The 19,816-nt window shown below is 35.4% G+C and carries 20 protein-coding genes; 9 read left to right on the top strand and 11 right to left on the bottom strand.

Features of this window, described 5'->3' with window-relative positions; all coding sequences use genetic code 11:
• Positions 1-193: 193 nt before the first annotated feature.
• Entirely contained in the window at positions 194-610 is a 417-nt protein-coding gene (locus ASU02_RS06090) for a VOC family protein (RefSeq protein ID WP_057762010.1), read from the bottom strand.
• 299 nt (positions 611-909) lie between these two features.
• Entirely contained in the window at positions 910-1,680 is a 771-nt protein-coding gene (gene blaOXA, locus ASU02_RS06085; protein WP_095396690.1) for a class D beta-lactamase, read from the bottom strand.
• Between the two features lie 183 nt (positions 1,681-1,863).
• On the opposite strand from blaOXA, the gene ASU02_RS06080 reads away from it, so the two are divergent.
• Complete coding sequence (locus tag ASU02_RS06080) at positions 1,864-3,204, top strand: aminotransferase-like domain-containing protein (protein ID WP_232426172.1); 1,341 nt, start codon at positions 1,864-1,866, stop codon at positions 3,202-3,204.
• Positions 3,205-3,410: 206 nt separating this feature from the next.
• On the opposite strand, the gene ASU02_RS06075 is transcribed toward ASU02_RS06080, so the two are convergent.
• Complete coding sequence (locus ASU02_RS06075; RefSeq protein ID WP_057762006.1) at positions 3,411-4,748, bottom strand: carboxylesterase family protein; 1,338 nt, start codon at positions 4,746-4,748, stop codon at positions 3,411-3,413.
• A 570-nt stretch (positions 4,749-5,318) separates the two neighbouring features.
• Between ASU02_RS06075 and ASU02_RS06070 the strand changes: the two genes are divergently transcribed.
• The gene (locus ASU02_RS06070; protein ID WP_198317409.1) at positions 5,319-5,594 is read left to right on the top strand and encodes a transporter; all 276 of its coding nucleotides are present in this window, start codon (positions 5,319-5,321) and stop codon (positions 5,592-5,594) included.
• Between the two features lie 74 nt (positions 5,595-5,668).
• Complete coding sequence (locus ASU02_RS06065; protein ID WP_057762005.1) at positions 5,669-6,160, top strand: hypothetical protein; 492 nt, start codon at positions 5,669-5,671, stop codon at positions 6,158-6,160.
• 374 nt (positions 6,161-6,534) lie between these two features.
• On the opposite strand, the gene ASU02_RS26330 is transcribed toward ASU02_RS06065, so the two are convergent.
• The 4 genes from ASU02_RS26330 to ASU02_RS06050 all read right to left on the bottom strand — a co-directional run bounded on the left by ASU02_RS26330 (position 6,535) and on the right by ASU02_RS06050 (position 9,816).
• The gene (locus ASU02_RS26330; RefSeq protein WP_157684485.1) at positions 6,535-6,678 is read right to left on the bottom strand and encodes a hypothetical protein; all 144 of its coding nucleotides are present in this window, start codon (positions 6,676-6,678) and stop codon (positions 6,535-6,537) included.
• A gap of 251 nt (positions 6,679-6,929) precedes the next feature.
• Positions 6,930-7,238, bottom strand: coding sequence for a DUF4870 domain-containing protein (locus tag ASU02_RS06060; protein WP_057762003.1), 309 nt, complete (start codon positions 7,236-7,238; stop codon positions 6,930-6,932).
• A gap of 716 nt (positions 7,239-7,954) precedes the next feature.
• A complete protein-coding gene (locus ASU02_RS06055) occupies positions 7,955-9,202 on the bottom strand; it encodes an MFS transporter (protein WP_057762001.1) in 1,248 nt (415 codons plus the stop codon).
• Between the two features lie 17 nt (positions 9,203-9,219).
• A complete protein-coding gene (locus ASU02_RS06050) occupies positions 9,220-9,816 on the bottom strand; it encodes an ArsR/SmtB family transcription factor (RefSeq protein ID WP_057761999.1) in 597 nt (198 codons plus the stop codon).
• Positions 9,817-10,096: 280 nt separating this feature from the next.
• On the opposite strand from ASU02_RS06050, the gene ASU02_RS06045 reads away from it, so the two are divergent.
• Positions 10,097-10,582 (top strand): DinB family protein, encoded by a 486-nt coding sequence (locus ASU02_RS06045; protein WP_057761997.1) that lies wholly within the window; start codon positions 10,097-10,099, stop codon positions 10,580-10,582.
• Between the two features lie 298 nt (positions 10,583-10,880).
• On the opposite strand, the gene ASU02_RS06040 is transcribed toward ASU02_RS06045, so the two are convergent.
• The 4 genes from ASU02_RS06040 to ASU02_RS06025 form a co-directional block, all read right to left on the bottom strand.
• Positions 10,881-11,786, bottom strand: a complete 906-nt coding sequence (locus ASU02_RS06040) for an NAD(P)/FAD-dependent oxidoreductase (protein ID WP_057761995.1) — start codon at positions 11,784-11,786, stop codon at positions 10,881-10,883.
• Between the two features lie 92 nt (positions 11,787-11,878).
• Positions 11,879-12,280 (bottom strand): Rrf2 family transcriptional regulator, encoded by a 402-nt coding sequence (locus tag ASU02_RS06035; RefSeq protein ID WP_057761993.1) that lies wholly within the window; start codon positions 12,278-12,280, stop codon positions 11,879-11,881.
• Between the two features lie 441 nt (positions 12,281-12,721).
• Entirely contained in the window at positions 12,722-13,591 is an 870-nt protein-coding gene (locus ASU02_RS06030) for a PhzF family phenazine biosynthesis protein (RefSeq protein ID WP_057761991.1), read from the bottom strand.
• Between the two features lie 412 nt (positions 13,592-14,003).
• Positions 14,004-14,387, bottom strand: a complete 384-nt coding sequence (locus ASU02_RS06025; RefSeq protein ID WP_057761989.1) for a MerR family transcriptional regulator — start codon at positions 14,385-14,387, stop codon at positions 14,004-14,006.
• A gap of 231 nt (positions 14,388-14,618) precedes the next feature.
• Here ASU02_RS06025 and ASU02_RS06020 point away from each other — a divergent pair, with 231 nt between their 5' ends.
• The 5 genes from ASU02_RS06020 to ASU02_RS06000 all read left to right on the top strand — a co-directional run bounded on the left by ASU02_RS06020 (position 14,619) and on the right by ASU02_RS06000 (position 19,476).
• Entirely contained in the window at positions 14,619-15,374 is a 756-nt protein-coding gene (locus tag ASU02_RS06020) for an SDR family NAD(P)-dependent oxidoreductase (protein ID WP_057761987.1), read from the top strand.
• Between the two features lie 694 nt (positions 15,375-16,068).
• Positions 16,069-17,343 carry a right-handed parallel beta-helix repeat-containing protein gene (locus ASU02_RS06015; RefSeq protein ID WP_057761986.1) on the top strand — a complete coding sequence of 425 codons (1,275 nt, stop codon included), beginning with the start codon at positions 16,069-16,071 and terminating at the stop codon, positions 17,341-17,343.
• Positions 17,340-17,876, top strand: a complete 537-nt coding sequence (locus ASU02_RS06010; RefSeq protein WP_057761984.1) for a nitrous oxide reductase accessory protein NosL — start codon at positions 17,340-17,342, stop codon at positions 17,874-17,876. The genes ASU02_RS06015 and ASU02_RS06010 overlap by 4 nt, the downstream gene beginning before the upstream one ends.
• 95 nt (positions 17,877-17,971) lie before the next feature.
• Entirely contained in the window at positions 17,972-18,784 is an 813-nt protein-coding gene (locus tag ASU02_RS06005) for an ABC transporter permease (protein WP_057761982.1), read from the top strand.
• A complete protein-coding gene (locus tag ASU02_RS06000) occupies positions 18,781-19,476 on the top strand; it encodes an ABC transporter ATP-binding protein (protein ID WP_057761980.1) in 696 nt (231 codons plus the stop codon). The genes ASU02_RS06005 and ASU02_RS06000 overlap by 4 nt, the downstream gene beginning before the upstream one ends.
• The last annotated feature ends 340 nt before the right edge of the window (positions 19,477-19,816 follow it).

The following is a 19,816-nucleotide window of genomic DNA, read 5'->3' as shown; positions in this document are numbered from 1 at the left end:
TATTCTTGAGCAACTAATAAACTTTAATAAACCACTATTTAATGAAGGAACCAAAGCCTAAATTCTCACTTATAATACGGGAATTTAGGCTTTTTTGATGTAATTTCGTTCAAGGTATAAATCCGCATCTCGATATTTATAAACAATTACTAATCTTCCAACATAGCTGGCTGGAGATAGGTGAACCCTATGATTATGCTTTACTGGTTGAACTCAGAACTTCTAAATAATGCTGATTATACATAATGCCGAGGATGTTTCCAAAGGGATCGACTACGGAAGCAGTGATGAACCCCTCTCCACGCTCGGTTGGTGCCTCGTACTCTGTCGCTCCCATTGATATCAACTTCTTGAAAGTTGCTTTTACTTCGTCTACATGCCAGTACACTATTGCACCTGCAGGTCCGTTCGCTGCGCCATTAGGGGCGTAGCTGCTATCGATCAGCCCCAGTTCGTGCTGGTAATCGCCTAGGCGAAACTCTGCATATCCCGGACGTTCAAAGTATGGTTCCATGCCCAATAGCTCGGCGTACCATTTCTTTGCTGCTGCTAGATCATTCGTCCAAAAACTAACTGTGGTCAGTCCTCGTAATGTCTGTGTCTCCCTCATATTTGATTTCCCCCTGAATATTAGTGGTGTGTCTTGAAATTCAACTAATTCTCATCTGCTGATTAACTTCGATTTCCTTTAGATGAATCCCTTCTTGTATTCTAGTAAATGACCTGTTAGCTACGTCAGATTCTATGGAAAACTTGTTCACATCGATCGACTTAAAGCAATGAAAAAAGTTCTTCGGTGGGAAGATCTTTTTAGCTGCTAACTATTTCTCGCTTCTGTTTCTCATCCATTCAATGTAATATTCCCAAGTATTCCAGACATCTGGATTCCATTTTATCAATTACTCATTTCTATTTTTCTCTTCCTTCCCTGATAATCTCCTTCTCCTTCAGTACTTCCACGGCAATATTCTTTGCTTCTGTTCCAGATCCATCAATATTGACTGCAAATACCCATGTTTCTTTATCATTCTCTACAAAACCAATGTACCATCCTAATCCCATATCCGACAGCCTTGTCCCTGTTTTCCCGTGAAGGGTAAAGCTGTCCTGTTCGTCTTGAATCATCATCCTTTTTACTGTTTTCTGATTCTTTTCATTAAATGGGAGCTCTTCTTCTACAAGATTTTCCATGAAATCTGCTTGTTCCAAAGCTGAAATTTTCAAGGTGCTATCGAGCCAGAACTTATCAATCCTCCCTGTTATATCACCGTTTCCATAACCCATTTGATTGATATAATTTATCATCATATTCTCACCAATATCTCTTGCCATGTCTTGATAATACCAGATGGCTGACTCCCTCATTGCGGAAGCTAATGAGTGATCCCGATTCCAGTTTTCGAACTCCCTAATAACTCCATCCCATCGTTTCACTTCATACTCGTCTCTTACTGCACCTGTTTCCAAGCCGATTAATGAATTTGGCACTTTAAAAGTTGATTCAGGAGTAAGCCTTTTTGTGCTTCTTTCACTGTTGTATACATAAATATTGTCGTTTTTTAAATTCTTAAGTACCATTGTTCCGTCTTTTCCATTGAATAATCCTTCAATCATTAGTCTCTTTGTTTTTTGAACTTCTGCATTCGTTTCTGTTGATAGCCCTGTGAAAACCAGAATCATAGAAAAAAAGAGCAGTGCTGCTAATTGATAGATTTTTTTAGTTGAACCTTTCATAGTAAATGCCTCCTTATTTACTGAATTTGTATAGCCCTTCTGTTAATTTATATTATATGGGAATCTTTTCTACGAAAAGATGTTAAAAATGCCATCTGTACCCATACAGAAAGAAGTGAGGGAGATATTTTGGAGACAAAATACAAAGAAATCATGAGAGAGATGCTTAATCGTATTTCAGACGGCCACTTTAAGCCTGGGGATAAATTGCCATCTATCCACTCACTGTCAGAGGACTTCGGCTGCAGTTTAAACACAATTGTAAAAGCATACAATGAGATGGAAAAGGAGCACAGAATCTATTCAGTTCCTAAAAGCGGTTACTATCTCCTTGGCAGCCGCCAATCTGAAAGTAGTGCTTCTGAAGAGATCATTGATTTTTCATCTGCTGGTCCCGACCGATGGAATATGCCTTACCGAGACTACCAGCATTGTATGAACCAGGCGATTGAACTCTATAAAGAAGAAATGTTCCAATACTCTGAACCGCTTGGATTACAAAGTCTTCGATATCAGCTTGCTCAGCAGCTGCAGGATCTGCAGGTATTTACCTCTTCAAAAAGGATATGTGTTGTATCAGGCTCTCAGCAAGCACTTGATCTTTTAGTCTCACTCCCATTCCCAAATGGAAAAGAAGAGATCTGTGTTGAACAGCCAACCCATTTTAGTTTTATCGATTCAATTACTTCCCGCAGCTTGAAAGCTGTCGGCATCGAAATCAGCCAGTATGGCATTGACCTCAATTATTTAGAAAAAGTATTTAAGGAAAGAAGCATCAAATTCTTTTATACAGTCTCAAGGTTCCAGAACCCAACAGGCTATAGCTACACAAATGAGGAAAAAAAGAAAATCGTGAAATTGGCACAGAAATATGATGTGTACATAATCGAAGATGATTATATGGGTGATCTCGATACAAAAGGAAAGGCAGATCCTATGTTTGCTTACGACCCATCCGGGAGAGTGATTTATACCAAGAGCTTCTCAAAGGTCTTATTGCCTGGCTTAAGATTGGGAATGGCCGTCTTGCCTGAAGAACTGCTGAGAGATTTTTCAAGGGCAAAATTTGCAGCTGACGTGCATACACCTGTCCTGACTCAGGGTGCTCTTGAAATCTACTTAAGCAGTGGAATGTATCACGCACATATTCAAAAGCTTAGACGCCAATATAAGAAAAAAGGCACCATACTCAAACAGACCTATCTCGACCACCTCCCTTCCAATGCCTCATTTACAGGCGGTGACTCCGGTTTCTACTCGATGATTAAACTTCCTAGCGGAATGAAAGCAAAGCAGCTTGTGGAACATCTCAAAAAGAAGAATGTACTCGTTCAGGATGCAACAAATATGTATCTCCCTGAGTATAAGAAGGAGAATCGAATACGTCTAAGCGTATCACAGGTGGAGGATCGGAAAATCCCGATTGGAGTGAAGAAGATTGGGGAAGGGATACGAGATTTACAGCGTTAAGAAAAAACAAATATAAAAAAGCTCGATTTCTCGGTGATGCCAACGAGAAATTGAACTTTTTTCGTTTCTCCAGAATCGAGCTCGTTTGTTAAAGATCAGTGGCTGCTTAAGATAGCTCGTACTTATTGAACTCTTACACCCTTTACTTCATCTATCCTATCGGCCTAAGCCGCGTTAATCGGATTCCAAGTCTATTTGCCTATGTCTTAAATGCTTTCAATCTTAATTAGCCCTTGGACATTAGTATCATGTACTTTTCCTGTTCGAGCAAATTCTCCCCATATTTTACGAAGTGCCTGTCCCTGACGTTTGTATTCCTCCCAAGAAGTACCTTCAAGTAAAGGCGAATGTTCCCAAAGGTCTCTGTCTTCGAACAGTAGAGGTATTTCAGTGGCGTGACCTCCTGCGAACTTGTTTCCAGAAGGACCCCAAGTGATTGTGTACTTGTACCCCCGTCCTCCTCCGACAGAATGTCTCTCGGCAAACTCTTTGACCCCTGAACCGTAAATTTTACTAGTTAACCACTTTACCACAGCCCACGATATAAATTTCCCAAAAATAAAGACAGATGTCATTCTTTGCAAATTCGGGATTAGGGGAATAAAAGGGGCAACTTCACGGTTGTTACAACCTACCATTACCTCAACACGCGATGCAACATTCTCCCATGCTTCATCTACATTTTCTTCGTTTGGGAGAGGAAAGTGTCCATATTGAACTCCAAATGGCATAGATGATTTTAATCCAAAGGACTTTCCTTTTTCTATTATACGAGACTGAGCTGCTGCCACATCCTCTATGAAGCCATCAATGGATGTCCGGGTAGCTTCTTCAAGCATCGCATTAGTCATTTCATTACGCTCACGCAATATACCAAACGGGGCACTTTGAATAATCGCTCGTTTAAACAATTCATCTGTTCCTTTTGAAATCATCAGATGTGCAACTGCATCTCCTCCAGCAGATTCACCAAATACAGTAACATTTTCTGGATTCCCACCGAAGCAAGAAATGTTTTGTTTTATCCACCGCAACGCTTCAATCTGGTCAAGTAAACCTAGATTTGCAGGTGTTCCTTTCTCGCTGCCTAGATAACCAAACAAACCCAATCGGTATGTAACTGTAACGACAATAATATGTTGTTCTCGTACCAAAGCCGCTGGATTATACATTGGGTGGTCTCCTGCCCCTGTTACGTAAGAACCACCATGTATCCAAACCATTACTGGCAAAGAGTCAATAGGTTTTGCATTCAGTGGAGCCGTTACAGAAAGACGTTGGCAGTGTTCATCCAACTCCATTTCCCTAGTGAGCTCGTTTAAGAATTGCCCTGTATATTCATCTGTTGGCTGCGGACATGCAGGAGACCACATTGTTGCATCAATTATTCCATCTATCGGGGGCTCAGCTACAGGCACCGTATACCTTTTTGAACTAGCATATTTGATACCTGTTGCCCTTACAACTTCATTTTCATTGTCTTCCCAACCAACAATAGTTCCACAAGGACACTTCCATGATGGACAATGAGTAGTTTCATTCATTCCCTTTCAACTCCTAATAATCTGGCTATCTATAAGAAAAAACACTATATAAGTTAACCTGATTCGTTAGTTCAACAAGAAAAAGTACTGTCGGCAACGATCACTTTTGCTCCTTTAAAATTTTCTTCTTGTCTTCTGGTTTCACCATCATAAATTATTCTCTCTAAGGTCTTAAAGAATTGTCACTCTCTGCATCTTTATAGCCAAATACTTACTCACCATTTACTCTTGTTCCATTAGCAGAAATATTCCCCCCAAAAAAATTAAAGGAATAAAAAAAGCAAACACTTCATTATAAAACCACCAAGTTATGTTATTTCCTATATATTCTCCTCTAAAGGAATTTATCCTTGTTCAACTCCCTCAGTTTAATAAGAATATCTCTCGCATGCTAAACCGCCCCATTTGGTATATAAAAAAAGCTGCCTGAATTGACAGCTGATCTTTAGCATAAGGCCCCATTAGTTAAAGTACATTCCTTCACAATCTTTAATTTTTCACGTTAGATAACCTCTTTACCTCTTCTCAACATATAATGTTGTGACCCTAACTAAAAGGAGTGAAAATCACATGAGATATTTCCAGCGCCAAGGGACAATGAGTCCACAATCCCCTCCTCCAACATTCATACCACCAAAACCTTCTGTGTCGTATATCGTCGACTGTTTATATCAAAACACTTATGTATGGCTTATAAATGGCAGTCAATTTTGGTTTTACCCTACTCGTGTGGAATATGGAGAAGTCTCTGGATATAGATGGAACGGTGCTTTCTGGCAATTCTATGGTATTGACCCTAGACTTATAGATGCTGTTGCCTGCACTCCTATCCCTACATTATACTAAAATCCTTCAAAGCCTTATCACGAATAATCTCAAAGTAAAAGATCGTCCCTATCTTTTTATTTTGGAGGTAATGTATGACGAATTTTTATTCATTTCATGGAACAGTCACGGTGATTAGTGAGTTTTTCACAGGTCAAAATGGTAAAAAAGAGGGCTGTTATAAATTATTTACAATAGAAAATGAATTGGGATCAATAGTAAATTTCGTAGTTTCACCCTCAACTTACTTCGTTGACCATGAAATGGTCAGAGTAGGAGATCACGTAACAGGATATTATGATGGCGATTTACCTGCTATTCTTATTTACCCTCCACAATATCAAGCACTCGTCATGGTAAAAGATAACCCATATCAGAAAGTAAAAGTTGATTATTTTAATAACCAATTGGTGAGCAGTGATGGACAATTACAATTAAATTTATCTCCCTATACCCAAATAATATTAACCAATGGGCAACTCTTTTCAAGATATCCAGCGAACCGAGATTTAATTGTTTTTTATCGACCTTCCACAAGAAGTATCCCTGCTCAAACCACACCCTATCGTATAATCGTTTTGTGTTGAGTGCTTTATTATTTCAACTAGCAATAAAAATAGGTATTTAAAACTCGTTCAGTTTTTGGCGAGTTTTTTATTATAATTCGTTCTTTCCATAACCCAATAAAATTTATATTGCCTTTTCAACTAAAGTACCTGATAGCTCAATAATGAGTTTCTTTAGAAGTAATCACGGATATCAAGTGATAGCTGGGAGAAATCATTTTCATTTGAATAATGCGAACAGGATACAAAAAAAAAGCCGGCTCGGCGTTCCGGGATGCCAAGGACCACCTGGATTTTTTTACCTTCCTGCGGATCTCATGTACCGGTTCCTTATAAGGAGATAGTCGGCCCGGTGCACTACTTATTAGTACAGCAGTTCACCATACCGGAAATCTTCAATCTGTTTCCGTACTAACTGCTGGGGGAATTAGTTGGATATGATCTCCTTTATCGTTGCAGGTAAAAATTCCTTTGAACATTTCGGGCATGGCATGCAATTTTTCTTGATATTCTTCCTCCATTAAAATGGCCCTTTTCATGAAGAAAGACGCTCTCCTAATTTTTCGGAAAAGCGCCTGTTAATTGAATAACTAACATTTATATCACCTTAATTACAAAACTCCAAGAAAAAGTGGTGGTTTTTTTTTACTAAAGGATTTTTTCAAGGAGCATTATATCCCACACTTTTTTGCTTTGTTTCACAACTATTTGATTTTTAATTAATTTCCCTTTAGCACTACAAGACTCCGCATACCCCATCGCTTTTTAGCATCTTTAGATTCATTTTGATTTAATCAAACCATGATCCAATAATCGGATATCGAAAAGGACGTTCATTAATTGCCTTAACAATTCCAACAATCGGAGCAACTATAGCAATTATTCCAAAAATAATGAGGAATGGAATCCCGATTAATATCCAAGAAAAAAAAGCAGACACAGAAATTAAAATACCGATCACAATATGAAATATCATAGCCTGTAATGATAGGCTTTTAATTTCTCGATCTGAGCTAATAAAATATGTGATAATGGGAACTAGTATAGGTGCAAACCAAGTACTAGCATGAATTAATATTTTAAGGCCTTTATTTTCCATTTAAATTTTTCTCCTTTTTGTATGATAATATTAACCAAACCTTTATTTATTAATCATTATAAAGATTTGGTTAGAATATTACATCAGACTATGAACTAAATCGATATACGACCGTGGTCGTAGTCCGAGTCAAAATTTCAGGATGCAAAACTCTTTTACATTTTCGAGCTACTGAGACTACTCCAAAATTTGGCCTATAAGAAAAAGACACACCTTTTAATATGCCTGCCTCGATTTCGGTTGAAATTTCAAGAATATTTACTATAAAGAATGTGAAACAGGAGTATTATTGCACTTCTTAAACTATTCTTTTCTTTCGTAAAGAAGCCTTATTCAACAATAGCGCCTGATTGTTGAAGATCATTATTGAACTAAAGCACCCAATTAGTAAAATTTAAAACCGACATTAAGTTTCCTTGTTTTGTGTATTTTTAAAATATATAGTTTGATTAAAAATCTTCACATTAACCGTGATTTAATCGCAAATAAAAACACTCCATTTTGAAAAAAAGATTGATCAAAATTGAGTGTTCCCTTGTGAATATATAAACAAATATTTATAAAAAAGTTCGATCAGCTAACTCCCCCTATAGCTTAAATACATTCTTCACAAGTATTAAACTCATTCTCATTTATTATAGAAAAATCGCTCCTATAATCTAACAAAAAAAGCAGGATTTCAAAACCCCACAAAACCAAATATAAAAATTCAGGTACTATATTTCTTCTTTAATGACTTTCGAGTTTGAAAGAAATACAAAAGAAATTATTATAATTCCTATACCACAAATCATCATAATATTGGATATACCAAAATTTAAAACCAGAGCTAGAGAAACGAAGGCATAAGATAAAGGAACCAATCCATTAGAGAATGCACTTACAAGACTCATAACCCTTCCAATTTTATCTTTCTGACTTTTTTCTTGGATAGAAGTTACTAACATCACATTAATAAAAGATGAAAGAGAACCCATTAGGATTAATAAAAGCACCCCCTGCCAAATTTCCTCTATTTGCCCTAGAAACGTAAGCAATATACCTAATGCACTTATCATAAATAGTATAGCTAACCCCTTTTTTTTCTTAATGGTTAATACTCCTATAGTTAATGCTCCTGCAAGCATACCAACTTGATATGAGCTTTGAAGAAAGCTTAAATCTAACGCATTTCCCTGAAGTAATTTATCTACAATAAGTGGAATTCCCATTAATAAAGGGCCAAAGAATAAAAAATTGATAATAATTAGAATTAACAACATACTTTTCAGAGATTGCATACTTCTAACATATTTAATTCCTTCTTTTAGCTCTGAGATGGTTGACATATTTTTTAATTTTTTATTTTCTTGCTCATTTATAAAAAGAGAGAAAAGAAATGTTATAAATAGTAATAGTGCTACGAATAGAAACAAATGGATAAAAGATCCTACAGCAAGAATTAATCCTCCAATCATTGGACCGGAAACCATTGCTATTTGATTTGAACTCTGTATCAATGAATTAGCTCGTATCAGCCCTTCTTTTGGAACCAAAATTGGAAGTAATGATGTGTTAGCGGGAGAGAAGAAGGCATCAAGGATACCAAATATTAATGCAAACCCTACTAATGGCCAAATTTCTAACCAACTCATTCTAAGGAATAAAATCATCACAAGTACTATTAAGAATCTTATCAAGCTTGAAATAAACATAATTTGTGACTTTTTTAATTTATCAGCCCAAACACCACCTATAATCATAAAAAGAATTCTTGGAATCATAGTTGCCATCATTACAATTCCAAGTGAAGCTTCTTTATTTAATTCGGTAATGATATACCACTGCTCAGCAAATAAATATGTGGATAATGACAGAAAAGACGCTGTACTAGATAACCATAAAAGTATAAATGGTCGATTTCTTAACAATTCTACAAAATAAAACTTGTGATTAGATGCATCTAACACTTTTTGGTTTTCCAATTAGATTCCTCCATTAACTATTTGGTGTTTTTGTTAAATAGTGGTTCCTCTATCTGGAAGGCTGTTGTCATTAAGTAATAAAGTTGTTTATCTGCATTATCAGAATCATCATCTAATAGAGAATCTAATAAATTTCTATATTGACGAGTAAACTCTAAAAATCTTTCTTTACTTAAGGAGAATTCTCTTTGGATAGACATATTTAACCATTCTTCTACATTAGATGAGTTTAATTCAAATGACTCTTCGGGTGCTGTTAACACTCTTGTTTTAGCTCTGTTTATAACCTCTAAAAATGATTGTCTAGTTGCCTCTTTTGATTCAACATAACTAAGTAAATGATCAGACGGAATAAAACCTCTGGCCACTGCTTGATAATATTTTAGGATGTTCCCTCCCCTTTCTTCTTTTTTCACCAGCTTTATTATCCCGTGTTTTTCTAATTCCCTTAGATGATAAAGGATTTTAGCTCTAGAAAGATTTAATTCATTCGCAAGCATATGTCCGGTATGAGGTTGTTCTACCAAATAAATAAGCATCTTTGTTCTAAGAGGATCACTTATTGCTTTTAATTGGTCGTATGTTTCGATAATTAATATAGGTTTTTGACTCATTTTCCATTCTCCTTTTTAACCGGTTAAATTTATTTAACTGTATTGTATATGTTTATTTTAAAAATGTAAATATACAACATATTTTTTTTATTTCGAAAACAATTTTGTATTAGAATATGCCCCTTTAGATTAGGGATCACGCTAATTATTTCTTATTAAACAAACCTGCTCCGTTAGTTGAATAACAAAATCAGTCATAAATGGTGTGTAATTAAAAGATTATTTCCACTGAATTAAGAATATAAAGGAATAAAAATCTGAAAAATTGGAGAGTGAAAACATGATTCATGATATAAAGGAATATGTAAAATATTTAGATGGGATTCATAAACGAACGATGCAATATGTGAAAGTAATACCTAATGAACTCCTGGACTGGAAGCCTTCAGAAGATAAATTTTCTACTGGTGATTTATTGCGACATATCGCATCTTCTCGATTGATGTTTCTAGGTATATTTGAACACGGTTCGTGGAAATACACGGGACATGATACTGGTAAGGGAGCTTCTCTTGAGGATATTTCCAATTATATAGAGGCATGCCAGATTAAACTAACAGAGGGTCTATTAAAAGTTGGCAGCGATGCATTGACAAAAAAAGTCTTAACCCTTCATGGTCATGAAGTTAGTGTTTGGAGAATACTTATGGCACTTCCAGAACATGAAATCCATCATCGTGGACAAATCTCTACTTATTTGCAAATAAACAAAATTGAACCTCCTCAAATTTTCGGATTAAAAATTGAGCAAGTTAAAACATTATAATTTTTAGAAAGAGCTTTGGACATCGTCGTATATCCAAAGCTTTAATTTTATGCATTGTTACCATAAACTGCACCGTTAGTTTGAGTACAATCTTTCACAAACAACATACTATCATTACCATAAGTATTCATTTTCCTTGATATTCTTCCTCCATTAAATGGCCCTTTTCATAAAGAAAGACGCTATCTTTATTTCAGAATAGCGCCAGATTGTTGAAGTTCAAAGGCTGTTGAAGATGGCTCTTCCTTTTTTACCTTTCAAACTAGCTGTGAATAAGTAAAGGTTATTATTACTATGATCAAAAACGTTCCATAGTTAAATCAGTGTTTACGGAAACTGCAGCTTTATTACCATCTGCAGCAGAGATCATTAATGAGGAAGGTCCGGATTTTTCAGTTTCTCCAGCAATATATATATTTTTTTGTGTTGTTCTACCAACACCATCTGTTACAACTGTTCCATTTTCATGCACTTCACATCCAAGCTTCTCAGCAAATTGATTGGGGCGATAAAAAGATGGAACAACAAACCCACCTGATCTTATGATAGTTTCTCCTGATACAAATTCAATTTCTTGTAGATGACCGTCATCACCTATTAAGTTTTTTATCGGCTCCGATTTTATTTTGATACTTCGTTTGTGTAACTCTTGAACTCCTTCATTAGATAGTTCAACGCCATTTGTTATGACAACTAAATCCTTCGACCAGTTATAAATTATTTTAGCCATATGCAGTACATGCTCTTCTGTTTCTGCCATAACAATTAATGGCTTATCCCTTAGTTCCCAACCATCACAATATGGGCAGCTAAAAAGGCTTTTTCCATAATAATTTCTTACATTTGGAATAGAAAATACCTCTTGAATACCAGTGGCTAATATAATCTTTTCAGCAACAAATTCCCGACCATCCGAGGTTTTGGCGATAAATAGTTCATTACCAAAATTTTTGGTTATTTCAGTAACAGTTTTTTTAAAGTAGGATACAGAAGGATAATTTTTCAACTCAGTTAATCCAATCTCTTTAAACTCTTGTGGTTTAATGCCATCTCGAGTAATAAATCCATGTGACTCATGTGTGACTCTATTCCTATTTGTGCCATTGTCAAATACAGCAATTTTCCTTCTAGCTCTTCCTAAAGTTAAACTTGAGCTTAATCCAGCTGGTCCTGCTCCAACAATAATACAATCATAAATATTCATTTCTCAATCCACCCTTTACTTTTTAATAATTAACGACTAATTAACGACTTTATTACTCTTTAATATCTATAACAGGGGTAAAAAAGCGTGACTTATGGAGCCACTGCCATTTGTTTTGCTATATCAACTATATTTTGGTGTTTTAATTCATTCAACATCTTTTCTTCTGCAGAGATCATGACCTTTTGTATCAAACACTCAGGATTATGAGTTAAACAATAGTCAAAAAAGGATGTTGGACCTTCAATTGCCTGAATAATATCTAAAAAAGATATACGCTCCCAATTAGGTCTTAACTTATACCCACCATTAGCACCGGAAATTGATTCTACCATTCCAGCCTTAACAAGCTTAGTCAATATTTTGGACAAATACGTAGTAGAAACCTCTTGACGTTCAGCAAGTTGATGCACACCTACATGTCTCTCAGGAGTATCAACTGCTAGAAATAACATCGTATGAAGTGCATAATTCGTCGCTTTTGAATATTTCATCTTAATAGTTCTCCTCGATTAAAGATATTGTGAATCCACTATATCTACTTATTTATTTTAAGTCAAGCTAATTGCAATTTCTAACTACCATATATAAAGCCCTATTCTGTACCTATAATTGTTAATCAACAAACTGGCCCGATTACTGAAAAAGGCACAATTCTTCAAGAATTGCACCCGATTGTTGAAGATGATTATTGATCTAAAGCCCCCTTTAGTTTAAGTACATTTTTTTCACTAACTCACGTCGTAAAGGTTGAGGAAAAATTATATACCCCAAAGTTTATTAGAGTTTCCTTGCAATCAAATCGGTTTTAAAATGCGGATGCGGGATCTATCCAACATAATATCCTTAAAAAACTCTTCTTTGCCTAATCAAGAGCTCATTAGTATGTAGGGATTAAAATTTTATTTATATTTCAATATGATACATAGCAGAAATTATATTTCCACTTCTTTTTCCGATAAATTCAATACCTTTCCACCAACTTTGACTCCAATTACTTCTTGTTCTTCAACCCTTAATTCAACTTTTATCTCTGAAGGCCTTTTCATTAAATAACCCTGTTCCATAACAAATTGATGATCTCGTCTCTTATTGATTTTTCCGTACTTAGATAGATAACAAGCAAGGGCACCATTGGAGGTACCAGTAGCAGACTCTTCACAAATTCCATATAGAGGGGCAAAATTCCTGCAGTAAGCATTGGAGCCAAAGAGAGATTCCAGTGTAAAAACATGATATCCTACAGTATTATATTTACTGCTAATTCGGGATACTTCTTCAAAATTTGGTTTAATTGCATTTAGGATTTTGATATTTTTAACAGGTACAAGTATGTCCCTGAGGCCAGTTGAAACGATTTGCACTGGCAGTTCATCTATCATTTCATATTCTGTAATGTTCAAAGAATCAGCTATTTCCTTTTTATTTACTATTTCATAAAAACTTGGAGAGTTTTGTTCCATCATAATAGATGAATCTACCTTTACTTCTACACTTAAAATTCCTGCCTTTGTTTCTTGAAGAAATACTCCTGGCTTAATAAAACCTTTACTTAAGAGCACATAAAATGTTGCTATTGTAGCGTGTCCGCAAAGGTCTACCTCTTCTTCAGGGGTAAAAAATCTCACTTTAAAATGTGCTGATTCTGACTTCATGACAAAGGCAGTCTCACTAAAACCAATTTCACCTGCAATACTTTTCATACTTTCATCAGATAAAGAATCGGCATCAATTACAACTCCGGCTGGATTGCCTCCTTCTAATGTTTTTGCAAATGAATTTACTGTAAATACTTTTACTTTCATATTTTTATTCTCCTAAGCAATGGATAAGGTGATTCTTGATTATCGTTAACTTTTAGCCCCGTAAAAATATCTAATTGATTACCTAATTAAGAGAACATTAAATGCCATCACTCTACTTATCATTAAAGTAAGAAGCTTGGTTAAGCCTGCCGGAACGATAACAAACATGGTTGAGTTGAAAATAGCCTTTGAGATAGGATTGGCTGGCTCCACTGCAGTATCTCGTAAACAAATAGTTTTCTAAGCTTTTGAATCCCGGTACAGTATTTCTTCTAAGATTGGTGGTTATTTTCACTTGGTACACTCCTAATCAGGAATCGGTCTGTAATTGACGTTATAGGTATAGCTATTCAGAAATATATGTATAAGTCAAATACAAAGTCGCTAATTTAGGATTTTATATTTGGCAGAGTCAAAATTTGATGTTTGTTCGTTCAATCTGAGATTCTATTACATCATAAAGAGCAAGTTTATAGTTTATTTTATCCAAGTTAAAATATAGGTCTCTTATGCTTTTCTCAATTTCCTTTTTATGATGGAGCATCATCATTTTTCGTTCCGAAATCGTCGATTCCCCTTCTTTATACAAGTATACATACTTCTGAATTTTAGCAATCGGCATTCCTGTCGCTCTAAGAGCCGTAACAAATTGAATCCAGCTTAAATCACCTTCGTCATATAACCGCTTCCCATTTTCATTTCTCTTCACATGTGGAAGGAGTCCCTCCTTTTCGTAATATCGAAGTGTGGGAGCCGCTATTCCTGTCAATTCAGTAACTTCCCCTATGGTCAACATATGTAAAGCTCATCTCCTCATATTAAAGTGAACTTTAAATGATTTATTATCATACCTAATAAAAAAATCCTAATTTACGCTATAAAAAATGACGAAGATATGATTAAATCAAATATTTCACTGTTTTATTATACACTTTCTTTTTCAGCGAAAAACCCTTGACTTAAAGTAAACTTTATAATCTATGATAACAAGGTAATTAAAAATGAGCTTTGAAAGGATGAAGTTACAATGAAAAATATCTCAATCGTAACAGGTGGTAGCCGTGGACTTGGCCGCAATACTGCCATCAGTATTGCCCGTCATGGCGGTGATGTCATCTTAACCTATCGCAGCCAAGCAGAAGAAGCAAAGTCAGTTGTTGCTGAGATCGAATCTCTAGGTCGTAAAGCAGTAGCATTAGAACTTGATGTTGGAAACATTGCCAGTTTTACGGCCTTTGTTGAGAAAGTTCGGTCAACTCTTCGGTCTACTTGGGATTGCGACACTTTCAATCATCTTGTAAATAATGCCGGTCACGGAGAAATGGTAGACTATACCGAAACTACAGAAGCTCAGTTCGACAACCTGTTTAATGTGCATGTCAAAGGAGTTTTTTTCTTAACACAAGCCCTTCTCCCGCTTATTGCAGATGGCGGTCGAATTGTGAACTTCTCATCGGGTCTCACTCGCGTTTCATTTCCTGGATTCTCTGCCTATTCTGCCGCAAAGGGAGCGGTCGAGATTCTAACGATCTATTTGGCCAAAGAACTTGGTCACCGAGGGATCACGGCTAATACCATTGCACCTGGAGCAATTGAAACCGATTTTCTAGGAGGTTCTGTACGCGACATTCCTGCTTACAATGACACGTTTGCTTCAATGACTGCCCTTGGTCGAGTCGGCGTACCCGATGACATTGGTCCCGCAGTCGCTAACCTTCTTGAATCGGACAACCGCTGGATTAATGGGCAAAGAATCGAAGTATCGGGTGGACAGAGCATCTGATCGCAAACAATAGCAGCAAAAACAATCTTAGGTTTGACAAATATCGATCAAAAGAGCCTTTGACATGATGATTGATTAGGTAAAAATGTCTTAATGGTAATATTCGCAGCTATGGATCATGTCAACTATGTTGGCACTTTGGTACTACATAATAAAGCCATCTTAGATCCTTGGCTGTTTCTGTAAACCGTACAAGTTCTTTTCCTCAACTCAGGACAAGAACTTGTACGGTTTAGACCAAGTTTAAAAGATGACCCTTGATAAACATATAAAAATAATAAAAATATCACTTAAAATTGACTTGCCATCGCCTCGATTTGATCCAGTATCTGTTTTACAAAGACTAAAATATGTTCTGTTAACTTTATTTCGTTAGGAAGTTGATACTCTTACCCCATAAAATAATACATAATCGTAAAAGCCAAACAATTGATAATTTTATATGAATGAAACTCCATAAAATACAAACTTGGAAACTTACAAAAATAAAAAAAGAGTATAATTATCTTTTAAAATTAACAAATGCTATCAAATAGTCCTACTAATAAAAACTGCAAATCTCTAATTGAAACAAAGTCTCACAATTTATCATAGTTAAGAAAATTTGAAGTCTTCATAATTACTACATATTTTTCTCACATTTATTAGATACACTCACAGAGTAAACTAGCATGAAAGCGAGGATGGTACCGCAATGAAAAGTATTATATTTATCATATTTGTCCTCGTTTTAGGTTTTTGCTTGCCTTATGGAGCCGAAGCAACGAGTACATTACAATCGGAAATTGATGCAGCTTCAAAGGGTGCTACCATTGAAATAAAGGAGGGAGAATTTAACGAAACAGTAAGTATCTCTAAACCTATCACCTTAGTAGGGAAGGGAAAAGTACTGCTACGCTCTTGTACAGACGAACCGATTATTGCTATTAGCGGTGAGGGAGTTATTCTTAAGAATATTAAGGTGGAGCACTGCGGAGATGAGAAAAAAGATACTGCCATTTATGTCACTGGTTCTAACCATATTCTAGAGGGAATGGATATTGTAACACGAGGGGTAGGAATAAAACTTGATCGTGCGACGGACGTGAAGATACAAAATAGTATGATTGAAGGTGGAAAGCAAGGGAATGGGATTGATTTATGGAAATCAAAAAAAAATACCATAGCAAATATTAAGATTCTTAATGTCGCTGATGGTATTTATTTAGAACAAAGCAATCAGAATACTTTGTTTAGGAACACGATTCAAAATTCACGTTATGGGATGCATCTTATGTTTTCAGACGATAACATACTTAATGAAAACATGTCTAAAGCTAACGCCACTGGCGCAATGTTGATGGAATCAGATAGAACCGTTGTTAGTAATAATATACTTTCTTCAAATAACAATAATGTTCATTCTCAGGGTTTATTACTTTATACCGTTTCTGACACAAAAGTGACGGAAAATTCAATTATTTCTAATCGTGTGGGCATTTTTATAGAAAATGCTGAACGAAATCAAATAGATAATAATACGATTATGAATAATTTTATAGGGATTCAATTTGAAAATGCGAATGGGAATACTGCTAAAAGAAATTCCTTTGTTGGAAATGTTAATAATGCTCAGGCGATAAAAAGTGCAAATAATCAAATAGATACTAACTATTGGGATGCTGCGAGCAGGGTGGATATTACTGGAGATGGCGTAAGTGAAATTCCTTTTCACGCTGATCCATATTTTTTAACATTGACAACCAATGTACCAGAATTTCAATTGTTTTTTCAATCACCTGGACTGATTTTATTACAAAAGATGCTAAAAAGCCCAGCTGAACAATTGTTAATAGATTCAACTCCACTCATGAATTTGACCAATGAAATGGAGAACCAAAAATCATCAAGTTATCGATTATGGTCCATGAGTATATTAATGATGATAGTAAGTTGCAGTTTATTTATATATGGGAGGAAAAGAAGATGAAAAAAAGATATTTTAGTTTATTAATAATTTCTGGAATCATATTGTTTCTCGCAGCGTGTGGAAAGGAAGAAGTTCAGCCTGTTGCTATTAATGAAGAAACTGATAAATGTGAAGTATGTAATATGGCTGTAGTTGATAATCAGTTTGCCACACAAGTTGTTCTTGAAAATGGAAAATCTATGGTATTTGATGATATTGGCTGTATGTATGAATGGTTTGATAGCAATAAAAATGAAAAAATCGCTGGAGAATTTGTCCGTGATTATCATAATAAAGCGTGGATTTCAGTGAATGACGCTACATATATATATAATCAATCCGTAAAAACTCCGATGGCTTACAATGTCATCTCGTTTAAAGATAAGGCTACAGCAGAAGATTTTCTAAAAGAAAATGAAGACAGCACTCTTATGACTGCTGATGATTTAGCAGAGCATGAATGGAAACAAAACAAAGATATGATGAACATGGGTGATATGGAAAATCATTCCCATGGAGACGCTGAAGATAGCGAGAGTAAAGATTCTCATTAAATTATAGGGCCGGATCCGTTTTCGGACGGTCCTTTTTCATCAATTTATGGTGGTATAAGTATCTGTGGACCAATCGTTCGAAAAGAGGAATGAAAATGTGGAATATTTGGCGCTCGGAACTGCGCATGACTGTACGGCAGCAATCGTATTATTCTTTTTTAATTTTATGGGTTACTGTATTGTCACTTTTATTTTTATTGCAAAGCAGTGCCCCTTCCCTTACAGGGTATACCAATATGACTGGAACTGTAGTCAATGTTGCTCTTTATATCGTACCTCTCTTTATGCTAATTATTGGTTCTTTTTCTATCGCTAATGAAATAGAAAATGGGCAATGGCGATTGTTGAATACGTACCCATTATCTACATTATCTTATATATCTGGAAAAATTGGCGGGCAATTCATGGCTCAGGTAATTGTGTTTACATTTAGTTATGGAATTAGCTTGGCGATCGGACTACTAAGCGGAAATGGTTTTCAAGAAAAATGGCTATTATCAATTTATTTTTTTACAATTAGTCTCATTTTTTTCTTTCTAATTATTGGTGTAACAGTTGGATGTGTTGTCTCTACCAGATGGCAGGCATTATCTGTTTCAGTCATAATTTGGTTTTTTCTAATTATGATTTGGCCGACTGCATTAGTTGGTGTCTTAGGTTTAGTTCCATATTCATGGATTGCACCATTAATGAAATTTGCCCTATTTGCCAATCCTGCAGAATTCACTCGGGTTACATTGGTCGTATCTCTGGATGCGGGTAGCGTATTTGGGCAATCGTATGATACACTTGTTACTTTTTTAGAGTCTCCTTTTAGTTTGGTTGTTTACATACTATACTTTATAGGTTTCTTGATACTGACATTGCTATTTTCGATGTTCATGCTGGAAAGGAGGAAAAAGCGATGACAGAATTAAAAGTAGTTTCAGTATCAAAGGTATACAAGAAAAAGACGGCCTTATATCCTTGTTCTTTGCAGGCAACCAAGGGAAAGTGCGTTGTCTTATGTGGTGGAAATGGAGCAGGGAAAAGTACATTGCTTAAAATTATAGCTGGCATTCTTTTTCCATCAAGTGGAACAATTTCAATAAATGGGCTAGAAATGAATTCCAGCCGTGAAACTTATTTAGCTCAAATAGGTTTTATGCCTGATGATTTTAATGCACAAGAAATGATGACTGTTGAAGAGTTTCTTCATTTTTATGGATCTTTAAGAAGAGTAGGAAAAGACAGAATAAGTGAAGTAATGGATCTAATCGGTCTAGTTGACAAGAAACGTGAATTAGTCAAAAGCCTTTCTAAAGGTATGCGACAGCGTTTATTATTTGGTCAATCTATTTTAGCCAATCCCACAGTATTGTTGTTAGACGAACCTACTAATGGGTTAGATCCCTATTGGGTAAATCAGTTTGTCGAGATTCTAAATCAGTTGAAAAAAAGTGGTACGATTATTGTTTTCTCTACTCATATGATGGATGTAGCAGCCGAGGTAAGCGATGTCATTTTATTTATGAAACAAGGGAATATCATACAGACCATTACGAATAAAAACAATATAGAGGAAACAACAATGAAATTAATGAAGCTTCATCGTCAATGAAATGGCAACTATCAGACAATATAATTATTTATCCATAGTTATCTTTAAGAATGATGGAATAGGATATTACTATATTTGAAATGAATTGGTTATTATAAATATTTGAGGGTGCGCTGTTAATCGCTTACAAATTTCTTTCAATAACAACTACTGTAGCTTTAGAATAAAGATTGATCAAATTAATACTAGTAGCCTTGATAAACAAGCAAAAAGCGTTTCTTGAATAGGGAATACTTACTATATATCCAATTATGATAAAATTATATGTGTTTAACTGGTTATCATCAGGAGTGTTTATACATGGGCTTATTCGAGAAGCTATATACATTTATTATTTTCT

The organism is Cytobacillus praedii (assembly GCF_001439605.1).
GTDB classification, from domain to species: domain Bacteria; phylum Bacillota; class Bacilli; order Bacillales; family Cytobacillaceae; genus Cytobacillus; species Cytobacillus praedii.
Note: the sequence above shows the minus strand (reverse complement) of the source record. Positions and strands in the feature narration are given on the sequence as shown.